Below are 20,188 nucleotides of genomic sequence, written 5' to 3' on the forward strand. Positions count from 1 at the left end.
TTCGTCATACTGATTACCTGTTCTGGATCAATAGATGGGCAGTCGGGTGGGCGGATCAGTTAACTGAATCGATCCATTGCACACTCTCGGCGGTGAGCGTAAAGGGGGTGGGGGTGCAGATCGCAAGGCTTAAATTTTCTAGCTGACAATGGCTGACTGACAGCGAGGAGTGATAGGTGCTATCTACGCTGACGATTTGCCAGGCGCTGCCGCCACGCTGTTTAACGATGGCTTCTTTGCGCGTCCAGATGCGCCAGAACATTTCCAGTTGCTGCTCAGGATGCACGGCGTCCATTTCAGCGTGTTCCCCGAGGCTGAACACGGCGTTCGCCAGCCAGCGCCAGTTGGCGCGCGGGCGAATCACTTCGATATCGCAGCCGACTTCGCCTTCATCGCTCAACAGCAGAGCGATATCGTCACCGCTATGGCTTAAGTTGAACCATAGCGGCGTTTCCGGCGCGAATGCAGGTTTGCCTTGTTCGCCATAGATGATCTCCGGTAGCGGGGAAAGCGTGTGCGAAAGCAATGCACGCCCCGCCAGCCAGCGTTCGCGTCGTGGACCTTGCGGTGCTTGCTCGCGTAAACCCGGTGGCAGTGGAGCTGCGCTTAAGGTCGAAACTTTCCCCAGAACTATCCGATACATATCAGGGCCAACGTTTAATGGAAAATGAAAGTGCGTATCGTATCACTTGTCGCCTCATCCCGGTAACCGACTTTTCGGTCTGCCTGGCCCCAGTAAAATCGCCAGTTTGCTACCGCCTTTGGTGGTTTCCATCCAGATTTTACACACACTGGTTAATGGCACCGAAAGTAGCATCCCTACCGGGCCGAGCAGCCATCCCCAAATTAACAATGAAAGAAATACCACCATGGTGGACATCCCCAGGCGATGGCCCATCATCCGTGGCTCTAAAATATTGCCGATGACCATATGGACAACTAAAAACAATGCGCCGACCAGAATACATTCGTAAATACCATTAAACAGCAGCACCTGAATCATTGGCGGTACGGCGGAAATTACCGCGCCGATATTGGGCACGTAGTTAAGCAAAAACGCCAGTACTGCCCACATCAGCGCAAACTGTACCCCCATCAGCTCCAGCCCCAGCCAGACGATGACACCTGTCCATAAACTGAGTAGCGTCTTCAATGCAAGATAGTGCGAAACGCCTTTAAGTGCGCGGTGTAATCCCGCGATGTGAATCTGTGGATTATTCAGCGCAAAACGCATTTTGTAAGGGACGTGGCGCACTTCAAACAGCATAAAAACTACGGTCATCACCAGCAAAAGCACGCTCGCCATTGCCCCGGAAAGCCCGGTCATTAGCGCTGTGGTGAAGGTAACCACTTTTTCCGAGTCCATCCGCTGCAGCATTCGCTCCGGCGACATATGCAAATTAAGAAAAGGCAACATCTCCTGCAATTTAAAAAGTTTGCGCGTCAGCTCCTTATTAAACTTCGGCAGCATAGAGATAAATTCGTTAAACGATGCCGCCAGTACGCCGACCAGCGCGGTTAGTGCGATCAGCATCACCACCACTACAATCGTAATGGCAACGGGGCGTTGTACTCCCCGACGAATAAACCAGGTGACGAGCGGGTTGAGGACGATGGCAAAAAACAGCGCCAGTAACAGCTGCACAATGATATCTGCCGCTGCGTGAATGCCCGCGAGGATCACTACCAGCGAGGCCAGCTTGAGCAGAATGTGCATGCCCGTTTTATCGGGTTGAGGGGTTTCCATTGGGGCTTCCTTGTGACTTTTTGTATTAAGTGTAGCGGGAGTCACGCCAGCAATATTCTGATTCTTACTGCTGATTTTCACGTCAGCACATGGTAAAAATGAAACACTGTTGTAAAAATGTGGTGATCCTCATGCCCGAACCCGTAGCCGAACCCGCGCTAAACGGATTGCGCCTGAATTTGCGCATTGTCTCCATTGTCATGTTTAACTTCGCCAGCTACCTCACCATCGGGTTGCCGCTCGCTGTATTACCGGGCTATGTCCATGATGTGATGGGCTTTAGCGCTTTCTGGGCAGGATTGGTTATCAGCCTGCAATATTTCGCCACCTTGCTGAGCCGCCCTCATGCCGGACGTTATGCCGATTTGCTGGGACCCAAAAAGATTGTCGTCTTCGGTTTATGCGGCTGCTTTTTGAGCGGTCTGGGATATCTGACGGCAGGATTAACCGCCAGTCTGCCCGTCATCAGCCTGTTATTACTTTGCCTGGGACGCGTGATCCTTGGGATTGGGCAAAGTTTTGCCGGAACGGGATCGACCCTGTGGGGCGTTGGCGTGGTTGGCTCGCTGCATATCGGGCGGGTGATTTCGTGGAACGGCATTGTCACTTACGGGGCGATGGCGATGGGTGCGCCGTTAGGCGTCGTGTTTTATCACTGGGGCGGCTTGCAGGCGTTAGCGTTAATCATTATGGGCGTGGCGCTGGTGGCCATTTTGTTGGCGCTCCCGCGTCCGACGGTAAAAGCCAGTAAAGGCAAACCGCTGCCGTTTCGCGCGGTGCTTGGGCGCGTCTGGCTGTACGGTATGGCACTGGCACTGGCTTCCGCCGGATTTGGCGTTATCGCCACCTTTATCACGCTGTTTTATGACGCTAAAGGTTGGGACGGTGCGGCTTTCGCGCTGACGCTGTTTAGCTGTGCGTTTGTCGGTACGCGTTTGTTATTCCCTAACGGCATTAACCGTATCGGCGGCTTAAACGTGGCGATGATTTGCTTTAGCGTTGAGATAATCGGCCTGCTACTGGTTGGCGTGGCGACTATGCCGTGGATGGCGAAAATCGGCGTCTTACTGGCGGGGGCAGGGTTTTCGCTGGTGTTCCCGGCATTGGGTGTAGTGGCGGTAAAAGCGGTTCCGCAGCAAAATCAGGGGGCGGCGCTGGCAACTTACACCGTATTTATGGATTTATCGCTTGGCGTGACTGGACCACTGGCTGGGCTGGTGATGAGCTGGGCGGGCGTACCGGTGATTTATCTGGCGGCGGCGGGACTGGTCGCAATCGCGTTATTACTGACGTGGCGATTAAAAAAACGGCCTCCGGAACACGTCCCTGAGGCCGCCTCATCATCTTAAAACTTACTGAATAACCAGCGTATTAATGATGTTTTCTGCGGTGGTCTGCGCTTTTTGCTGATCGTCAGCGGGCAGCGTAATTTGCATGGTCAGCAGTTGATTACCCACGTTACCCAGAATAACGGAAGAGTACGCCGTCTGGCCTTTCGCGGAGATAATACTGTCTAACTGCTGCATTTTGTGACCTTTCAGCTCAATGGCTTTATTGGTTACCACTTGCAGCTGCGGATCGCGGCTACGTTGCTGATCTTCCAGACGCTTCGCCAGCACCGCCAGATCTTCTTTTGGATCATCGCCCATGATGACGATGACTGCTTTCTGCCCGGTGGCGTCGGACCAGACATGCATGTTATTGGCCTGCGTTCCCAGCTTACCGCTCTGGTCGGTCATATCCGCTGGCAGCGAGAAACTTAACTTGCCATCAAGCAGGTTGACGGGATTCCCGGTAGCGTTACTTTCCGCGACCGAACCCTGCGCCGTAGCGTTAGTGTCTTTATCATCACAGGCCGCAAGCCCCATAACCAGCAGGCCAATTCCGACATATTTAACCAGATTGCGCATTGACTTCTTCCTTTCGATAAACGGCCATAACGGCTCATTCATCCATCTTATCACAACTCTGATAACGAACCTTTAACTCGCCTGCAAAGCGTTGATTTCGGATTTATCTGCCAGTCTTTTCAACAGCATATTGAGTAATACGCCATACATTGGCAGGAAGAAAACGATACTGATTAACACTTTGAAACAGTAATCGACCAGCGCGATTTCCATCCAGTGTTCAGCCATAAAGGCATCCGGGCTACGCCAGAAGGCAATGAAGAAAAAGGCCAGCGTGTCGCTGACGTTACCGAACAGTGTGGACGCTGTCGGTGCCAGCCACCAGCGGCGACTCTGACGCAGGCGGTTAAAAACGTGCACGTCGAGGATCTGCCCCAGCGCGTAGGCCATGAAACTGGCGGTGGCGATACGGGCGACAAACAGGTTGAAGTGGGCGAGTGCGCCGAATCCCTGCCAGGAACCCATATAGAATAGCGACGAGATGACGTAGGAGATCAGCAACGCCGGGATCATCACCGCAAAGATGATACGACGGGCCAGCGGTGCGCCAAAAATACGTACGGTCAGGTCGGTAGCGAGAAAGATAAACGGAAAGCTAAACGCGCCCCAGGTGGTATGGAAAACAAAAATGGAGACGGGAAGCTGAACCAGATAGTTACTGGAGGTGATCACCAGCAGATGAAATAACGATAACCAGAACAACGCCTTATAGCGTTGAGTTTGCGAGAAAACGTTCATATTGTACCTTTTTGATTAACCATTGGGGTGAGGGAACCCAATACGTACGACACGTCTGTTACCTTAACATAATAACGTGCTTACCCTTTTTTCGAGCCGCCGCATGATACTGCTTTACGTTGACAATGCAATGGTTAATTTTCACGCAATCGTTAACCTGGTTTGCTTACGGACTCACAGGGCGTAAACTAGCGCCGTTTTTTTATGTGATGAGAAGAAAATGACCGATCTCTTTTCCAGCCCTGACCACACACTCGACGCACTTGGCCTGCGCTGCCCGGAACCCGTAATGATGGTGCGCAAAACTGTGCGCAATATGCAGCCCGGCGAAACGTTGCTGATTATCGCCGACGATCCGGCCACTACCCGCGATATTCCTGGGTTTTGTACCTTTATGGAACACGAACTGGTTGCGAAAGAGACGGATGGACTGCCTTATCGTTATTTGATTCGTAAAGGCGGTTGATGGGGGCTGATTGGCTTCGATGCCGCCTTTTCCCCTCACCCTAACCCTCTCCCCAGAGGGGCGAGGGGACCGATCGCGCTCAATGTTGCGATCGGTTTGCCTTATCTCCTGCGCAACAATCTTAACGCATTCGCTGTCACCAGCACCGTCGCACCCGTATCTGCCAGCACCGCCAGCCATAGTCCGGTCATCCCTAAAAGCGTGGTGACGAGGAAGATCCCTTTCAGTCCCAGCGCAATGGTGATGTTCTGGCGGATATTGGCGTGAGTGGCGCGTGCCAGTTCAATCATTTGCACCAGGCCGCGCAGGTGGTTATGGGTTAATGCTGCATCAGCGGTTTCCAGCGCCACGTCTGTGCCACTGCCCATTGCAATCCCAATGGCGGCAGCTTTCATCGCTGGCGCGTCGTTAATACCGTCACCGACCATCGCCAGCGGCGCATGTTGATTCAGCTCGGTCACCGCTTTGACTTTATCTTCCGGCAACAGGCCCGCTTTAAACTCCAGCCCCAGCTCCCCGGCAATTGCCGCCGCTGCGCGTGGATTATCGCCGGTGAGGATCACCCCTTTGACGCCCAGCGCGTTCAGTTCACTGATGGCAGTTGCAGCATCGGCGCGCAGGGTATCCTGTAACGCAATGACACCAAGCACGTCATCGTTACGTACTACCAGCACTACCGTTTGCCCGGCGCTTTCCAGTTCGTTAATTAAACCAGCAAATGCATCAGCGGGATGTTTCCCGGCAGCGCAAATCAATACGCGCTCACCGTTAACCTGCGCTTCAATGCCAGACCCGACCAGCGCCCGCTGTGATTCGGCGGCGGGAATGGCGAGTGCAGCAACCTGTGCTTCGCGCACGATCGCCTGCGCCAGTGGATGCGTCGCGCCTTGCTCGACCGCCGCCGCCAGTGTCAGCAGTTCAGATTCACTAATACCCGTTGCCGGATGAATCGCGGTAACGCGCGGTTTACCGACGGTCAGCGTACCGGTTTTATCAAACGCCACCTGGGTAACACGACCTAGCTGCTCCAGCGCCGCACCGCCTTTAATTAACGCCCCACGACGTGCCGCTGCTGCCAGCCCGGAGGTAATCGCCGCAGGCGTTGAGATAACTAACGCACACGGGCAACCAATCAGCAGCAGCGTCAGCCCTTTATAAATCCACTCCTGCCAGTTGGCGGCAAACAGCAGCGGTGGCACCAGCGTCACCAGCAGAGCGACGGCCATAATCGCGGGCGTATAGATACGGCTGAAACGGTCGATAAAACGCTCAATGGGTGCGCGACGCTCTTCGGCTTCTTCGATCAGTTTCAGAATCCGGTCAATGGCGCTGGCACCCGGTTCTGACAGCACTTCCAGCGTTACCAGACGGTCTACGCTGGTGGCTCCTGCAGGAACTTTATCGCCCGTTGCGCGCTCCACCGGAATAGATTCGCCGGTCAGGGCGCTTTCATCAAAACTGGCAAACGGTGAGAGCAATTTACCGTCGGCAGGCAAACGCCCACCTGCGGCGACTTCAATCACATCGCCAGGGCGCAGGCTGTTAATCGCCACCTCTTCCCGCTCACCGTTACGCAGGCGCGTGGCGGTTTCTGGTTTCAGCGCCATTAACGCGCTAACGCCCTGACGCGCGCGGCTGGCGGCCCAGCCTTCCAGTCGTTCACCAATCAAAAACAGCAGCAACACCATCGCAGCTTCAGCCGTTGCGCCAATAAACAGTGCACCAATAGCGGCTACGCTCATTAAGGTTTCAATGGCGAAGTAGCTGCCGGATTTGATCAGCCGTAATGCCTGACGAGCAATCGGGTACAGCCCAACCAGCGTGGTCGCGATAAATGCCTGTTGCCCGAACGGATGATTGAACTGCTCCAGACCCCAGCTGATTGCCATCATCACGATTAGCGTAATCAGCGGCAGATTCTCTTTCAGGCGTGATTCTTGTTGTTCGTCGGCGGCCTGTTCATCGCGCAGGGAATAGCCCGCTTTTTGCACCGCAGATTCAACTTGTGCACGAATGTCATTGTCGGCATCAACCACCAGTTTTTCGGTGGCGAACAACACCTGCACCTGATTCACACCTGCAAGCTGGCGCACGGCATTTTCTACCTTGCGCGCACAGGCGGCGCAGTCCATGCCACTGACTTTCCAGCTATAGCGGGTGCCGGAGACGTTTTCAGAGAGAGTTGGCGAGCTGGAACATGCGCCGTCGCAGCAACAGTCGTTGGCGTTCTGTACCGTGGTTAGCGGTTTGAACGCAGCAAATTGAGGGGCTTTCTTGCCGTGATTGTCAGGAGTCGACATGGCATCCTCCGGTTAAGTTTTTTCTCATTAACCGAAGGATACACTCTGGAGTCGACTCCAGAGTCAAGTTTTATCAGAGATACAGTGAGCGGACGATGAGGAAGTGACCGGCAAAGTAGCAGGCCGCAGCAATCGCGTTATCCGCACGGAAGCGTCGGCGATAGTGGCTCCCCAGCCAGACAAAGTTACTGATAAACAGCAACGAAGCTCCAACAAACGCAGAGAGCGCCGGAGCGGTCGGACGGAAGAACCACAGTTCACCTGCCAGCCACACCATCACCAGCGTCATGCCGATAAACGTGCAGATAGGCCAACGATACTCTTCCAGCCGCGTCCAGATAATCGCCAGTAACAGCGCACCCAGAACCAGCAACACCAGTGGCAGAGGCCAGAAGAAAGAGAGCGTCATCTGACTGGCGAAATAGATGGTGTACAGCAGGTGCGAGAGGAAAAACGCGCCGATGGCGTACATCAGACGTTGACGTGGCAACAGGGTTAGCGCATCGCCCAGCAGTGAGGCGCACAGCCCTGCCAGCACCAGATAGCTAATGGCGTCGAACATCGGCGCTTGCCAGGCCAGTAACAGCAGGAGAAGAAGGGTTAACGGTTTAAACACCCAGCGTTGCCAGGTTGGCCCACGATACGATGCATCCACAGATAGCCATGCGGAAAGACAGACAGCGATAAACGACCAAAGCATCTTAGTTCCTTGAATTCGTTATTTTTTCGTAAGCGGAATGCCTACGGTCTTGCTTCCAGTTTAGTGGCGAGGGTGGACGGATGACAACACCATAACTGGCAGGGTATGCTTATTTCCGCATTTTCCGATGAGGGATAAAGATGAGCAAACCACCTCTTTTCTTTATTGTTATCATTGGCTTAATTGTCGTCGCCGCATCGTTTCGTTTTATGCAACAGCGACGGGAAAAAGCTGATAATGATATGGCTCCGCTCCAGCAAAAGCTGGTGGTGGTGAGCAACAAGCGGGAAAAACCGATTAACGATCGCCGTTCGCGCCAGCAGGAAGTGACTCCGGCAGGCACCAGTATGCGCTATGAGGTAAGCTTCAAACCGCAAAGCGGAGGAATGGAGCAGACGTTTCGCCTCGACGCCCAGCAGTACCATGCCCTGACAGTGGGCGATAAAGGTACGCTGAGCTATAAAGGAACGCGCTTTGTTAGCTTTGTTGGCGAACAATAAGGTTATTTTTTAACTTTAAATTTCTTCTGCCAGACCAGCAGTTCAAACACGCCGAAAAGGAAAATCCGCACCTTTTCGGCGGTAGTCATCTGCGGGCCATCTTTCGGTAAAGTGGATTTCAATAGCGCCAGCTGCATACCATGCATCAGCACGGTAAAAATCAGCGCCACGTTAACGAAAATATTCAGCGGGCGCGGGAAGGGATGCACCAGATTGAGGATTAAAAATCCCCAAACGCAGAGCATTAACAAACGACCAATATTAATCAGCATCACTTTCTCCTTGTGCTTCGCGTTGATACAGCCGATAAGCCACCTGACCCGCCACTTTTTCCCGATGTAATGACCAGTTTGCCGGAACAGTGGGCAGACCGTTTTCGACTTCGCTTTCGACATAAATCAGGGCTTCGTCAGCCAGCCAGCCGTTATCTTCCAGTAAATTTATCGTCTCTTCTAACAAGCCACGGCGGAACGGTGGATCGACAAACACGATATTATGCGGTGTACCTTTTTGCGCCAGGAATGACATCGCGTTGCTGTTCACCACGCGTGCATTGCCTGCTTTTAGTGTCGCCAGATTCTTAATTAACTGCTGAGAAACCGCGCGATCCATCTCAATCAACGTGGCCCCCGCAGCGTAGCGCGATAACGCTTCCAGTCCCAGCGCGCCGCTCCCGGCGAAGCAATCCAGACATTGGGCGTCAACAATGACCGGAGCCAGCCAGTTAAACAACGTTTCGCGTACGCGGTCGGTGGTGGGGCGCAGACCTGGGCTATCAGGAACCGGGAGTTTACGGCCTCGCCACTGCCCGCCAATAATGCGGATTTGGCCGCTGCCGGAATGATTCGGTTTTTTCATGATAAATTGCTCAATCCGCCAGATAACACATACTTGCAGGCGGTGATGTGAATTAAGTTAAGTGATAGACTATTTCATCATTTTTTTAGCTGCTATGTACATAGCGTTAACGCTGTGCCATGAAGCAACAGCGAGGAGTGTAGTCGCAAATGGCGAAAGAAAAAAAACGTGGCTTTTTTTCCTGGCTGGGCTTTGGTCAAAAAGAGCAGACCCCGGAAAAAGAGACAGAAGTTCAGAATGAACAATCGGTTGTAGAAGAAATCGTTCAGGTGCAAGAGCCTGCGAAGGCTTCTGAACAAGCCGTTGAAGAGCAGCCGCAGGCGCATACTGAAGCCGAGGCGGAAACTTTTGCTGCCGACGTTGTGGAAGTCACTGAACAGGTTGCTGAAAGTGAAAAAGCGCAGCCTGAAGCGGGAGTCGTTGCACAGCCGGAACCGGTCGTAGAAGAAACGCCGGAGCCAGTGGCTATCGAACGTGAAGAGCTGCCGTTGCCGGAAGACGTCAACGCCGAAGAGGTTTCGCCAGAAGAGTGGCAGGCTGAAGCGGAAACCGTAGAGATTGTCGAAGCGGCGGAAGAAGAAGCGGCTAAAGAAGAAATCACCGACGAAGAGCTGGAAGCACAGGCGCTGGCTGCCGAAGCGGCAGAAGAGGCGGTGATGGTGGTTCCTCCGGCAGAAGAAGAGCAGCCGGTGGAAGAAATCGCTCAGGAGCAGGAAAAACCGACCAAAGAAGGTTTCTTCGCGCGCCTGAAACGCAGCCTGTTAAAAACCAAAGAAAATCTCGGTTCCGGATTTATCAGCCTGTTCCGCGGTAAAAAAATCGACGATGATCTGTTTGAAGAGCTGGAAGAACAGCTTTTGATCGCCGATGTGGGCGTGGAAACCACACGTAAAATTATCACCAATCTGACGGAAGGCGCATCCCGCAAGCAGCTTCGTGATGCCGAGGCGCTCTATGGCCTGCTGAAAGAAGAGATGGGCGAGATTCTGGCGAAAGTCGATGAGCCGCTGAATGTTGAAGGTAAAACGCCGTTCGTGATCCTGATGGTGGGCGTCAACGGTGTGGGTAAAACCACGACGATTGGTAAGCTGGCACGTCAGTTTGAGCAGCAGGGTAAATCGGTGATGCTGGCGGCGGGCGATACTTTCCGTGCAGCAGCGGTTGAACAGCTTCAGGTCTGGGGTCAGCGCAACAATATTCCGGTGATTGCCCAGCATACCGGTGCGGATTCCGCCTCTGTTATCTTCGACGCCATTCAGGCAGCTAAAGCGCGTAATATCGACGTCCTGATTGCCGATACCGCCGGACGCCTGCAGAACAAATCGCACCTGATGGAAGAGTTGAAGAAAATCGTCCGCGTGATGAAGAAACTCGACGTTGAAGCGCCGCATGAAGTTATGCTGACTATCGATGCCAGCACCGGGCAGAACGCGGTAAGCCAGGCCAAACTGTTCCATGAAGCCGTTGGTTTAACCGGCATCACGCTAACGAAACTGGACGGCACGGCGAAAGGCGGGGTAATTTTCTCGGTGGCTGACCAGTTTGGTATCCCTATCCGCTACATTGGTGTCGGCGAACGTATTGAGGATTTGCGTCCGTTTAAGGCGGACGACTTTATAGAGGCACTTTTTGCCCGAGAGGATTAACAATGATTCGCTTTGAACATGTCAGCAAGGCTTATCTCGGTGGGAGACAGGCGCTGCAGGGCGTTACGTTCCATATGCAGCCGGGTGAGATGGCGTTTCTGACCGGTCATTCCGGCGCAGGGAAAAGTACCCTCCTGAAGCTGATCTGTGGGATTGAGCGGCCCAACGCCGGGAAAATCTGGTTTAGCGGCCATGACATCACGCGTCTGAAAAACCGTGAAGTTCCGTTTCTGCGCCGCCAGATTGGCATGATTTTCCAGGATCACCATCTACTGATGGACCGTACTGTCTACGATAACGTGGCGATCCCGCTGATTATCGCTGGTGCCAGCGGTGACGATATTCGTCGCCGGGTGTCGGCGGCACTGGATAAAGTCGGGCTACTGGACAAAGCGAAGAACTTCCCTATTCAGCTTTCGGGCGGTGAACAACAGCGTGTTGGCATTGCCCGCGCGGTGGTGAATAAGCCCGCGGTACTGCTGGCGGACGAACCGACTGGTAACCTGGACGACGCGTTGTCGGAAGGGATTCTACGTCTGTTTGAAGAGTTTAACCGCGTTGGGGTAACCGTATTGATGGCAACGCACGACCTCAACCTGATTTCACGGCGTTCCTATCGCATGCTCACCCTGAGCGATGGTCACTTGCATGGAGGCGTGGGCCATGAATAAGCGCGATGCAATCAATCATATTCGGCAGTTTGGCGGGCGTCTGGATCGCTTCCGTAAATCGGTCGGCGGCTCAGGCGATGGCGGTCGTAACGCACCGAAACGCGCGAAATCCTCGCCAAAACCGGTAAATCGCAAAACCAACGTTTTCAACGAACAGGTGCGCTATGCCTTCCACGGCGCATTGCAGGATCTGAAAAGCAAACCGTTCGCCACATTTTTAACGGTGATGGTTATCGCCATCTCCCTGACGCTGCCCAGCGTCTGTTATATGGTGTACAAAAACGTTAACCAGGCGGCGACGCAGTATTATCCGTCACCGCAAATCACTGTTTATCTGCAAAAAACGCTGGACGATGACGCTGCTGCGGGCGTGGTGGCACAGTTGCAGGCCGAGCAAGGCGTGGAGAAAGTGAATTATCTTTCTCGTGAAGACGCGCTGGGCGAGTTCCGTAACTGGTCTGGCTTTGGCGGCGCGCTGGATATGCTGGAAGAAAACCCGCTTCCGGCAGTGGCGGTGGTGATCCCGAAACTCGATTTTCAGGGGACGGAATCACTCAATACGCTGCGTGATCGTATCACGCAGATTAACGGCATTGACGAAGTGCGGATGGATGACAGCTGGTTTGCCCGTCTGGCGGCGTTGACTGGGCTGGTCGGGCGCGTTTCGGCGATGATCGGCGTATTGATGGTGGCGGCCGTGTTCCTCGTCATCGGCAACAGCGTACGTCTGAGCATCTTTGCTCGCCGTGACTCCATTAACGTGCAGAAACTGATTGGTGCGACGGATGGTTTCATCCTGCGCCCGTTCCTGTACGGTGGCGCACTGCTGGGATTTTCTGGCGCATTGTTGTCACTAATTTTGTCAGAAATTCTGGTACTGCGATTGTCATCGGCGGTTGCGGAAGTGGCACAGGTTTTCGGAACGAAGTTTGATATCAATGGTTTATCGTTCGATGAATGCCTGCTGTTGCTGCTGGTATGCTCGATGATTGGCTGGGTGGCAGCGTGGCTTGCCACGGTACAACATTTACGCCACTTTACGCCTGAATAATAAAAGCGTGTTATACTCTTTCCCTGCAATGGGTTCCGTAGCAGGGAAAGAGACCCCGTTGTCTCTTCCCGGTATTTCATCTCTATGTCACATTTTGTGCGTAATTTATTCACAAGCTTGCATTGAACTTGTGGATAAAATCACGGTCTGATAAAACAGTGAATGATAACCTCGTTGCTCTTAAGCTCTGGCACAGTTGTTGCTACCACTGAAGCGCCAGAAGATATCGATTGAGAGGATTTGAATGACTGACAAAATGCAAAGTTTAGCTTTAGCCCCAGTTGGCAACCTGGATTCCTACATCCGGGCAGCTAACGCGTGGCCGATGTTGTCGGCTGACGAGGAGCGGGCGCTGGCTGAAAAGCTGCATTACCATGGCGATCTGGAAGCAGCTAAAACGCTGATCCTGTCTCACCTGCGGTTTGTTGTTCATATTGCTCGTAATTATGCGGGCTATGGCCTGCCACAGGCGGATTTGATTCAGGAAGGTAACATCGGCCTGATGAAAGCAGTGCGCCGTTTTAACCCGGAAGTGGGTGTGCGCCTGGTCTCCTTCGCCGTTCACTGGATCAAAGCAGAGATCCACGAATACGTCCTGCGTAACTGGCGTATCGTCAAAGTTGCGACCACCAAAGCGCAGCGCAAACTGTTCTTCAACCTGCGTAAAACCAAGCAGCGTCTGGGCTGGTTTAACCAGGATGAAGTCGAAATGGTGGCCCGTGAACTGGGCGTAACCAGCAAAGACGTACGTGAGATGGAATCACGTATGGCGGCACAGGACATGACCTTTGACCTGTCTTCCGACGACGATTCCGACAGCCAACCGATGGCACCGGTGCTCTATCTGCAGGATAAATCATCTAACTTTGCCGACGGCATCGAAGATGATAACTGGGAAGAGCAGGCGGCAAACCGTCTGACCGACGCGATGCAGGGTCTGGACGAACGCAGCCAGGACATCATCCGCGCGCGCTGGCTGGACGAAGACAACAAGTCCACGTTGCAGGAACTGGCTGACCGTTACGGCGTTTCCGCTGAACGTGTACGCCAGCTGGAAAAGAACGCGATGAAAAAACTGCGCGCTGCTATAGAAGCGTAATTTCCGCTATTAAGCAGAGAACCCTGGATGCGAGTCCGGGGTTTTTGTTTTTTGAGCCTCTACAATAATCAATTTCCCCTCCGGCAAAACGCCAATCCCCACGCAGATTGTTAATAAACTGTCAAAATAGCTATTCCAATATCATAAAAATCGGGTATGTTTTAGCAGAGTATGCTGCTAAAGCACGGGTAGTCATGCATAAAACGAAATAAAGTGCTGAACAACAACATCACAACACACGTAATAACCAGAAGAATGGGGATTCTCAGGATGAACATAAAGGGTAAAGCGTTACTGGCAGGATGTATCGCGCTGGCATTCAGCAATATGGCTCTGGCAGAAGATATTAAAGTCGCGGTCGTGGGCGCAATGTCCGGTCCGGTGGCCCAGTACGGTGACCAGGAGTTTACCGGCGCAGAGCAGGCGGTTGCGGATATCAACGCTAAAGGCGGCATTAAAGGCAACAAACTGCAAATCGTAAAATATGACGATGCCTGTGACCCGAAACAGGCGGTTGCGGTGGCGAACAAAGTCGTTAACGACGGCATTAAATACGTGATTGGTCACCTCTGTTCTTCATCAACGCAGCCTGCGTCTGATATCTACGAAGACGAAGGCATTTTAATGATCACCCCAGCGGCAACCGCGCCGGAGCTGACCGCCCGTAGCTATCAGCTGATCCTGCGCACCACCGGCCTGGACTCCGACCAGGGGCCGACGGCGGCGAAATATATTCTTGAGAAAGTGAAACCGCAGCGTATTGCTATCGTTCACGACAAACAGCAATACGGCGAAGGTCTGGCGCGAGCGGTGCAGGACGGCCTGAAGAAAGGCAATGCTAACGTGGTGTTCTTTGATGGTATCACCGCCGGGGAAAAAGATTTCTCAACGCTGGTGGCGCGTCTGAAAAAAGAGAATATCGACTTCGTTTACTACGGCGGTTATCACCCGGAAATGGGGCAAATCCTGCGTCAGGCACGCGCGGCAGGGCTGAAAACTCAGTTTATGGGGCCGGAAGGTGTGGCTAACGTTTCGCTGTCTAACATTGCGGGCGAATCAGCGGAAGGGCTGCTGGTGACCAAGCCGAAGAACTACGATCAGGTTCCGGCGAACAAACCCATTGTTGACGCGATCAAAGCGAAAAAACAGGACCCAAGCGGCGCATTCGTCTGGACCACCTACGCCGCGCTGCAATCTTTGCAGGCGGGCCTGAATCAGTCTGACGATCCGGCTGAAATCGCCAAATACCTGAAAGCGAACTCCGTGGATACCGTAATGGGACCGCTGACGTGGGATGAGAAAGGCGATCTGAAAGGCTTTGAGTTCGGCGTATTTGACTGGCACGCCAACGGCACGGCGACCGATGCGAAGTAATCATTAATCGGCAACTTTGGGTTGCCGCCAAATTGCTAATATCGAGTACGTTGCTTCATGCCGGATGCGGCGTAAACGCCTTATCCGGCCTACAAGATCCAAAGAAATCAGTAAATTGCAACACACATTGTAGGCCTGATAAGCGTAGCGCATCAGGCAATTTCTCGTTGGTCATCACTTTTGAAATCAACTTGACGATTAACGCTTCTCCCAGCCGCCCTGTTGCGCCGTAAATCCCAGTGCCTGCATAAACGCCGTCATCACACCGCGATCTTCCACGCCTGCATCCGCCATCCACCAGCATGAAACGCCAGGATTGTTACGCAAAACCTCTTCCAGCAGATATTGCCCCACACCGCGACGTCGGGTGACTTCCCGCACACGCAGGGAATCCAGTGCTCCCTCGGTGCCGCTTAAGGTTACCCGTACGGCAGCGAGCAGGCGCTCGTTAAAACGCGCGGCGTAGATACGGTGGTTATCGTCAACCTGTAAAGAGGAAGGGGAATACTCCGGCCAGATCTTTTGCAGGTCAATCCGGTCCTGGTCGCTAAAGTTTTCTAATCGAATGATGGTCAGCTTCATGGGTAACCCGTGTAAATCACAAAAGTGGAACCAGTGTAGCGAAATAATTTAATCGGAGGCTTTCTCTTTTTTATTTCTTTTGGCAGGTGATTAATTTTTTAACAGCAATAATTACAAAGTTAAAACATTAGAGAATGAAAAATACCCAGCATAATCCCCTGAATGGTAGTGAATTATTCCGCCCTTTGTGCCGTTATTTTATGCTGACAAAGGCACTTTTTTCTGTTTATCTATCAATAAATTCAGAATATTATCTGTTCTTAATCGACTGAAAAATAGGGATTTTAATCACTATTATCACAAAATACTGCGCTAAACCCTTAATCAGACAGGCAAAAACAGTGCAGTATAAAAAAAGAACAGTCTGATTTGTTAACACATAAAAACAAAGCAACACAACATCACGAATGGGGATTTTTGACTATGAAACGGAATGCGAAAACTATCATCGCAGGGATGATTGCACTGGCAATTTCACACACCGCTATGGCTGACGATATTAAAGTCGCCGTTGTCGGCGCGATGTCCGGCCCGATTGCCCAGTGGGGCGATATGGAATTTAACGGCGCGCGTCAGGCGATTAAAGACATTAATGCCAAAGGGGGAATTAAGGGCGACAAGCTGGTTGGCGTGGAATATGACGACGCCTGCGACCCGAAACAAGCCGTTGCGGTCGCCAACAAAATCGTTAATGACGGCATTAAATACGTTATTGGTCATCTGTGTTCTTCTTCTACCCAACCTGCATCAGATATCTACGAAGACGAAGGTATTCTGATGATCTCGCCGGGAGCGACCAACCCGGAGCTGACCCAACGCGGTTATCAACACATTATGCGTACTGCCGGGCTGGACTCTTCCCAGGGGCCAACGGCGGCAAAATACATTCTTGAGACGGTGAAGCCCCAGCGCATCGCCATCATTCACGACAAACAACAGTATGGCGAAGGGCTGGCGCGTTCGGTGCAGGACGGGCTGAAAGCGGCTAACGCCAACGTCGTCTTCTTCGACGGTATTACCGCCGGGGAGAAAGATTTCTCCGCGCTGATCGCCCGCCTGAAAAAAGAAAACATCGACTTCGTTTACTACGGCGGTTACTACCCGGAAATGGGGCAGATGCTGCGCCAGGCCCGTTCCGTTGGCCTGAAAACTCAGTTTATGGGGCCGGAAGGTGTGGGTAACGCATCATTGTCGAATATTGCCGGTGATGCTGCCGAAGGCATGTTGGTCACTATGCCAAAACGCTATGACCAGGATCCGGCAAACCAGGGCATCGTTGATGCGCTGAAAGCAGACAAGAAAGATCCGTCCGGGCCTTATGTCTGGATCACTTACGCGGCGGTGCAATCTCTGGCGACTGCCCTTGAGCGTACTGGCAGCGATGAGCCGCTGGCGCTGGTGAAAGATTTAAAAGCTAACGGTGCAAACACCGTGATTGGGCCGCTGAACTGGGATGAAAAAGGCGATCTTAAGGGATTTGATTTTGGTGTCTTCCAGTGGCACGCCGACGGTTCATCCACGGCAGCCAAGTGATCATCCTACCGCCCGTAAAATGCGGGCGGGTTTAGAAAGGTTACCTTATGTCTGAGCAGTTTTTGTATTTCTTGCAGCAGATGTTTAACGGCGTCACGCTGGGCAGTACCTACGCGCTGATAGCCATCGGCTACACCATGGTTTACGGCATTATCGGCATGATCAACTTCGCCCACGGCGAGGTTTATATGATTGGCAGCTACGTCTCATTTATGATCATCGCCGCGCTGATGATGATGGGCATTGATACCGGCTGGCTGCTGGTGGCGGCGGGATTCGTCGGCGCAATCGTCATTGCCAGCGCCTACGGCTGGAGTATCGAACGGGTGGCTTACCGCCCGGTGCGTAATTCTAAGCGCCTGATTGCGCTTATTTCCGCAATCGGTATGTCCATCTTCCTGCAAAACTACGTCAGCCTGACCGAAGGTTCGCGCGATGTGGCGCTGCCCAGCCTGTTTAACGGTCAGTGGGTGGTGGGCCATAGCGAAAACTTCTCTGCCTCTATTACCACCATGCAGGCGGTGATCTGGATTGTCACCTTCCTCGCCATGCTGGCGCTGACGATTTTCATTCGCTATTCCCGTATGGGGCGCGCCTGTCGTGCCTGCGCGGAAGATCTGAAAATGGCGAGCCTGCTTGGCATCAACACCGACCGGGTGATTGCTTTGACCTTTGTTATTGGCGCGGCGATGGCGGCAGTGGCTGGCGTACTGCTCGGTCAGTTCTATGGCGTCATTAACCCCTATATCGGCTTTATGGCCGGGATGAAAGCCTTTACCGCTGCGGTGCTCGGTGGGATTGGCAGCATTCCAGGGGCGATGATTGGCGGGCTGATCTTGGGGATTGCGGAGGCGCTCTCTTCTGCCTATCTGAGTACGGAATATAAGGATGTGGTTTCATTTGCCCTGCTGATTCTGGTGCTGCTGGTGATGCCGACCGGTATTCTGGGTCGCCCGGAGGTAGAGAAAGTATGAAACCGATGCATATTGCAATGGCGCTGCTCTCTGCCGCGATGTTCTTTGTCCTCGCTGGCGTCTTTATGGGCGTGCAACTGGAGCTGGATGGCACCAAACTGGTGGTCGACAGCGCTTCGGATGTCCGTTGGCAGTGGGTGTTTATCGGCACGGCGGTGGTCTTTTTCTTTCAGCTTTTGCGACCTGCTTTCCAGAAAGGGTTGAAAAGTGTTTCCGGACCGAAGTTTATTCTGCCCGCCATTGATGGCTCCACGGTGAAGCAGAAACTGTTCCTCGTGGCGCTGCTGGTGCTTGCGGTGGCGTGGCCGTTTATGGTGTCACGTGGGACGGTGGATATCGCCACTCTGACCATGATCTACATTATCCTCGGTCTCGGGCTGAATGTGGTTGTTGGTCTTTCTGGTCTGCTGGTGCTGGGGTACGGCGGTTTTTACGCCATCGGCGCTTACACCTTTGCGCTGCTCAATCACTATTACGGCTTGGGCTTCTGGACTTGTCTGCCGATTGCCGGGTTAATGGCAGCGGCGGCGGGCTTCCTGCTCGGCTTTCCGGTGCTGCGTCTGCGTGGTGATTATCTGGCGATCGTTACCCTTGGCTTCGGCGAAATTGTGCGCATATTGCTGCTCAATAACACCGAAATTACCGGCGGCCCGAACGGAATCAGTCAGATCCCGAAACCGACTTTCTTCGGCCTTGAGTTCAGCCGTACCGCTCGTGAAGGCGGCTGGGACACGTTCAGTAATTTCTTTGGCCTGAAATACGATCCCTCCGATCGCGTCATCTTCCTGTATCTGGTGGCGTTGCTGCTGGTGGTGCTAAGCCTGTTTGTCATTAACCGCCTGCTGCGGATGCCGCTGGGGCGTGCGTGGGAAGCATTGCGTGAAGATGAAATTGCCTGCCGTTCGCTGGGCTTAAGCCCGCGTCGTATCAAGCTGACCGCCTTTACCATCAGCGCCGCGTTTGCCGGTTTTGCCGGAACGCTGTTTGCGGCGCGTCAGGGCTTTGTCAGCCCGGAATCCTTCACCTTTGCCGAATCGGCGTTTGTGCTGGCGATAGTGGTGCTCGGCGGTATGGGCTCGCAATTTGCGGTGATTCTGGCGGCAATTTTGCTGGTGGTGTCGCGCGAATTGATGCGTGATTTCAACGAATACAGCATGTTAATGCTCGGTGGTTTGATGGTGCTGATGATGATCTGGCGTCCGCAGGGCTTGCTGCCCATGACGCGCCCGCAACTGAAGCTGAAAAACGGCGCAGCGAAAGGAGAGCAGGCATGAGTCAGCCATTATTATCTGTTAACGGTCTGATGATGCGCTTCGGCGGCCTGCTGGCGGTGAACAACGTCAATCTTGAACTGTACCCGCAGGAAATCGTCTCGTTAATCGGCCCTAACGGTGCCGGAAAAACCACGGTTTTTAACTGCCTGACCGGTTTCTACAAACCCACCGGCGGCACCATTTTACTGCGCGATCAGCATCTTGAAGGTTTACCGGGGCAGCAAATTGCCCGCATGGGCGTGGTGCGCACCTTCCAGCATGTGCGTCTGTTCCGTGAAATGACGGTAATTGAAAACCTGCTGGTGGCGCAGCATCAGCAACTGAAAACCGGGCTGTTCTCTGGCCTGTTGAAAACGCCTTCTTTCCGTCGCGCCCAGAGCGAAGCGCTCGACCGCGCCGCCACCTGGCTTGAGCGCATTGGTTTGCTGGAACACGCCAACCGTCAGGCGAGTAACCTGGCCTATGGTGACCAACGCCGTCTGGAGATTGCCCGTTGCATGGTGACGCAGCCGGAGATTTTAATGCTCGACGAACCGGCGGCAGGTCTTAACCCGAAAGAGACGAAAGAGCTGGATGAGCTGATTGCCGAACTGCGCAATCATCACAACACCACTATCTTGTTGATTGAACACGATATGAAGCTGGTGATGGGGATTTCAGACCGAATTTACGTGGTCAATCAGGGGACGCCACTGGCAAACGGTACGCCGGAGCAAATCCGTAATAACCCGGACGTGATCCGTGCCTATTTAGGTGAGGCATAAG

General features: G+C 53.3%; 21 protein-coding genes. 12 read left to right on the forward strand and 9 right to left on the reverse strand.

Annotated elements, in window-relative coordinates:
• Positions 1 to 55: 55 nt before the first annotated feature.
• Entirely contained in the window at positions 56 to 643 is a 588-nt protein-coding gene (gene acpT, locus ACU8XX_RS01240) for a 4'-phosphopantetheinyl transferase AcpT (protein ID WP_000285791.1), read from the reverse strand.
• 54 nt (positions 644 to 697) lie between these two features.
• Positions 698 to 1,747, reverse strand: a complete 1,050-nt coding sequence (locus ACU8XX_RS01245; RefSeq protein ID WP_001297848.1) for an AI-2E family transporter — start codon at positions 1,745 to 1,747, stop codon at positions 698 to 700.
• 131 nt (positions 1,748 to 1,878) lie between these two features.
• Here ACU8XX_RS01245 and ACU8XX_RS01250 point away from each other — a divergent pair, with 131 nt between their 5' ends.
• Entirely contained in the window at positions 1,879 to 3,096 is a 1,218-nt protein-coding gene (locus ACU8XX_RS01250; RefSeq protein ID WP_001307440.1) for an MFS transporter, read from the forward strand.
• 3 nt (positions 3,097 to 3,099) lie between these two features.
• Here ACU8XX_RS01250 and dcrB read toward each other — a convergent pair whose 3' ends face one another.
• Positions 3,100 to 3,657, reverse strand: coding sequence for a phage sensitivity protein DcrB (gene dcrB / locus ACU8XX_RS01255; RefSeq protein ID WP_001245295.1), 558 nt, complete (start codon positions 3,655 to 3,657; stop codon positions 3,100 to 3,102).
• Positions 3,658 to 3,729: 72 nt separating this feature from the next.
• Positions 3,730 to 4,395 carry a 7-cyano-7-deazaguanine/7-aminomethyl-7-deazaguanine transporter gene (locus ACU8XX_RS01260; RefSeq protein WP_016241677.1) on the reverse strand — a complete coding sequence of 222 codons (666 nt, stop codon included), beginning with the start codon at positions 4,393 to 4,395 and terminating at the stop codon, positions 3,730 to 3,732.
• Positions 4,396 to 4,615: 220 nt separating this feature from the next.
• Between ACU8XX_RS01260 and tusA the strand changes: the two genes are divergently transcribed.
• On the forward strand, positions 4,616 to 4,861 hold the full coding sequence (gene tusA / locus ACU8XX_RS01265) for a sulfurtransferase TusA (RefSeq protein WP_000130621.1): 246 nt from the start codon (positions 4,616 to 4,618) through the stop codon (positions 4,859 to 4,861).
• A gap of 101 nt (positions 4,862 to 4,962) precedes the next feature.
• Here tusA and zntA read toward each other — a convergent pair whose 3' ends face one another.
• A complete protein-coding gene (zntA, locus tag ACU8XX_RS01270; protein ID WP_000106538.1) occupies positions 4,963 to 7,161 on the reverse strand; it encodes a Zn(II)/Cd(II)/Pb(II) translocating P-type ATPase ZntA in 2,199 nt (732 codons plus the stop codon).
• A gap of 73 nt (positions 7,162 to 7,234) precedes the next feature.
• Positions 7,235 to 7,861 carry a lysoplasmalogenase gene (locus ACU8XX_RS01275; protein WP_000964718.1) on the reverse strand — a complete coding sequence of 209 codons (627 nt, stop codon included), beginning with the start codon at positions 7,859 to 7,861 and terminating at the stop codon, positions 7,235 to 7,237.
• A 140-nt stretch (positions 7,862 to 8,001) separates the two neighbouring features.
• Between ACU8XX_RS01275 and ACU8XX_RS01280 the strand changes: the two genes are divergently transcribed.
• Positions 8,002 to 8,361: a DUF2500 domain-containing protein gene (locus ACU8XX_RS01280; RefSeq protein WP_000042903.1), complete on the forward strand. Its 360-nt coding sequence runs from the start codon at positions 8,002 to 8,004 to the stop codon at positions 8,359 to 8,361.
• 2 nt (positions 8,362 to 8,363) lie between these two features.
• Here the strand turns inward: ACU8XX_RS01280 and ACU8XX_RS01285 are convergent, their stop codons facing one another.
• Both ACU8XX_RS01285 and rsmD read right to left on the reverse strand, forming a co-directional pair.
• Positions 8,364 to 8,633 carry a DUF1145 family protein gene (locus ACU8XX_RS01285; protein ID WP_001295207.1) on the reverse strand — a complete coding sequence of 90 codons (270 nt, stop codon included), beginning with the start codon at positions 8,631 to 8,633 and terminating at the stop codon, positions 8,364 to 8,366.
• Positions 8,623 to 9,219: a 16S rRNA (guanine(966)-N(2))-methyltransferase gene (gene rsmD, locus ACU8XX_RS01290; protein WP_000743193.1), complete on the reverse strand. Its 597-nt coding sequence runs from the start codon at positions 9,217 to 9,219 to the stop codon at positions 8,623 to 8,625. Before rsmD ends, ACU8XX_RS01285 begins: the two co-directional genes overlap by 11 nt.
• A 149-nt stretch (positions 9,220 to 9,368) precedes the next feature.
• On the opposite strand from rsmD, the gene ftsY reads away from it, so the two are divergent.
• The 5 genes from ftsY (at position 9,369) to livJ (ending at position 15,060) form a co-directional block, all read left to right on the forward strand.
• A complete protein-coding gene (ftsY, locus tag ACU8XX_RS01295; protein WP_001040683.1) occupies positions 9,369 to 10,865 on the forward strand; it encodes a signal recognition particle-docking protein FtsY in 1,497 nt (498 codons plus the stop codon).
• A gap of 2 nt (positions 10,866 to 10,867) precedes the next feature.
• Complete coding sequence (gene ftsE / locus ACU8XX_RS01300) at positions 10,868 to 11,536, forward strand: cell division ATP-binding protein FtsE (RefSeq protein ID WP_240765336.1); 669 nt, start codon at positions 10,868 to 10,870, stop codon at positions 11,534 to 11,536.
• The gene (gene ftsX, locus ACU8XX_RS01305; protein WP_001042003.1) at positions 11,529 to 12,587 is read left to right on the forward strand and encodes a permease-like cell division protein FtsX; all 1,059 of its coding nucleotides are present in this window, start codon (positions 11,529 to 11,531) and stop codon (positions 12,585 to 12,587) included. The genes ftsE and ftsX overlap by 8 nt, the downstream gene beginning before the upstream one ends.
• Positions 12,588 to 12,831: 244 nt before the next feature.
• Positions 12,832 to 13,686 (forward strand): RNA polymerase sigma factor RpoH, encoded by an 855-nt coding sequence (gene rpoH, locus ACU8XX_RS01310; RefSeq protein WP_000130217.1) that lies wholly within the window; start codon positions 12,832 to 12,834, stop codon positions 13,684 to 13,686.
• Between the two features lie 270 nt (positions 13,687 to 13,956).
• A complete protein-coding gene (livJ, locus tag ACU8XX_RS01315; RefSeq protein WP_001022007.1) occupies positions 13,957 to 15,060 on the forward strand; it encodes a branched chain amino acid ABC transporter substrate-binding protein LivJ in 1,104 nt (367 codons plus the stop codon).
• Between the two features lie 198 nt (positions 15,061 to 15,258).
• Here the strand turns inward: livJ and panM are convergent, their stop codons facing one another.
• Positions 15,259 to 15,642, reverse strand: a complete 384-nt coding sequence (gene panM, locus ACU8XX_RS01320; protein WP_000778795.1) for an aspartate 1-decarboxylase autocleavage activator PanM — start codon at positions 15,640 to 15,642, stop codon at positions 15,259 to 15,261.
• A 423-nt stretch (positions 15,643 to 16,065) separates the two neighbouring features.
• Here panM and livK point away from each other — a divergent pair, with 423 nt between their 5' ends.
• Genes livK through livG form a run of 4 tightly spaced genes read left to right on the forward strand, consistent with a single transcriptional unit; the run spans position 16,066 to position 20,187 of the window.
• Entirely contained in the window at positions 16,066 to 17,175 is a 1,110-nt protein-coding gene (livK, locus tag ACU8XX_RS01325) for a high-affinity branched-chain amino acid ABC transporter substrate-binding protein LivK (RefSeq protein WP_000827696.1), read from the forward strand.
• A gap of 47 nt (positions 17,176 to 17,222) precedes the next feature.
• Positions 17,223 to 18,149, forward strand: a complete 927-nt coding sequence (livH, locus tag ACU8XX_RS01330; protein WP_001295111.1) for a high-affinity branched-chain amino acid ABC transporter permease LivH — start codon at positions 17,223 to 17,225, stop codon at positions 18,147 to 18,149.
• Positions 18,146 to 19,423 (forward strand): branched chain amino acid ABC transporter permease LivM, encoded by a 1,278-nt coding sequence (gene livM, locus ACU8XX_RS01335; protein WP_000803782.1) that lies wholly within the window; start codon positions 18,146 to 18,148, stop codon positions 19,421 to 19,423. The genes livH and livM overlap by 4 nt, the downstream gene beginning before the upstream one ends.
• Positions 19,420 to 20,187 (forward strand): high-affinity branched-chain amino acid ABC transporter ATP-binding protein LivG, encoded by a 768-nt coding sequence (gene livG, locus ACU8XX_RS01340; protein ID WP_000082101.1) that lies wholly within the window; start codon positions 19,420 to 19,422, stop codon positions 20,185 to 20,187. The genes livM and livG overlap by 4 nt, the downstream gene beginning before the upstream one ends.
• Position 20,188: the final 1 nt, after the last annotated feature.

It is taken from the genome of Escherichia sp. MAL-1 (assembly GCF_052948035.1).

Coding starts and splice junctions, on each gene's coding strand:
- ACU8XX_RS01280 (WP_000042903.1), top strand. CDS start 8,002: ATGAGCAAACCACCTCTTTTCTTTATTGTTATCATTGGCTTAATTGTC.
- dcrB (WP_001245295.1), bottom strand. CDS start 3,657: ATGCGCAATCTGGTTAAATATGTCGGAATTGGCCTGCTGGTTATGGGG.
- livK (WP_000827696.1), top strand. CDS start 16,066: ATGAAACGGAATGCGAAAACTATCATCGCAGGGATGATTGCACTGGCA.
- rpoH (WP_000130217.1), top strand. CDS start 12,832: ATGACTGACAAAATGCAAAGTTTAGCTTTAGCCCCAGTTGGCAACCTG.
- zntA (WP_000106538.1), bottom strand. CDS start 7,161: ATGTCGACTCCTGACAATCACGGCAAGAAAGCCCCTCAATTTGCTGCG.
- panM (WP_000778795.1), bottom strand. CDS start 15,642: ATGAAGCTGACCATCATTCGATTAGAAAACTTTAGCGACCAGGACCGG.
- ACU8XX_RS01275 (WP_000964718.1), bottom strand. CDS start 7,861: ATGCTTTGGTCGTTTATCGCTGTCTGTCTTTCCGCATGGCTATCTGTG.
- ftsE (WP_240765336.1), top strand. CDS start 10,868: ATGATTCGCTTTGAACATGTCAGCAAGGCTTATCTCGGTGGGAGACAG.
- livM (WP_000803782.1), top strand. CDS start 18,146: ATGAAACCGATGCATATTGCAATGGCGCTGCTCTCTGCCGCGATGTTC.
- rsmD (WP_000743193.1), bottom strand. CDS start 9,219: ATGAAAAAACCGAATCATTCCGGCAGCGGCCAAATCCGCATTATTGGC.
- acpT (WP_000285791.1), bottom strand. CDS start 643: ATGTATCGGATAGTTCTGGGGAAAGTTTCGACCTTAAGCGCAGCTCCA.
- tusA (WP_000130621.1), top strand. CDS start 4,616: ATGACCGATCTCTTTTCCAGCCCTGACCACACACTCGACGCACTTGGC.
- livJ (WP_001022007.1), top strand. CDS start 13,957: ATGAACATAAAGGGTAAAGCGTTACTGGCAGGATGTATCGCGCTGGCA.
- ftsX (WP_001042003.1), top strand. CDS start 11,529: ATGAATAAGCGCGATGCAATCAATCATATTCGGCAGTTTGGCGGGCGT.
- ACU8XX_RS01245 (WP_001297848.1), bottom strand. CDS start 1,747: ATGGAAACCCCTCAACCCGATAAAACGGGCATGCACATTCTGCTCAAG.
- livH (WP_001295111.1), top strand. CDS start 17,223: ATGTCTGAGCAGTTTTTGTATTTCTTGCAGCAGATGTTTAACGGCGTC.
- livG (WP_000082101.1), top strand. CDS start 19,420: ATGAGTCAGCCATTATTATCTGTTAACGGTCTGATGATGCGCTTCGGC.
- ftsY (WP_001040683.1), top strand. CDS start 9,369: ATGGCGAAAGAAAAAAAACGTGGCTTTTTTTCCTGGCTGGGCTTTGGT.
- ACU8XX_RS01260 (WP_016241677.1), bottom strand. CDS start 4,395: ATGAACGTTTTCTCGCAAACTCAACGCTATAAGGCGTTGTTCTGGTTA.
- ACU8XX_RS01285 (WP_001295207.1), bottom strand. CDS start 8,633: ATGCTGATTAATATTGGTCGTTTGTTAATGCTCTGCGTTTGGGGATTT.
- ACU8XX_RS01250 (WP_001307440.1), top strand. CDS start 1,879: ATGCCCGAACCCGTAGCCGAACCCGCGCTAAACGGATTGCGCCTGAAT.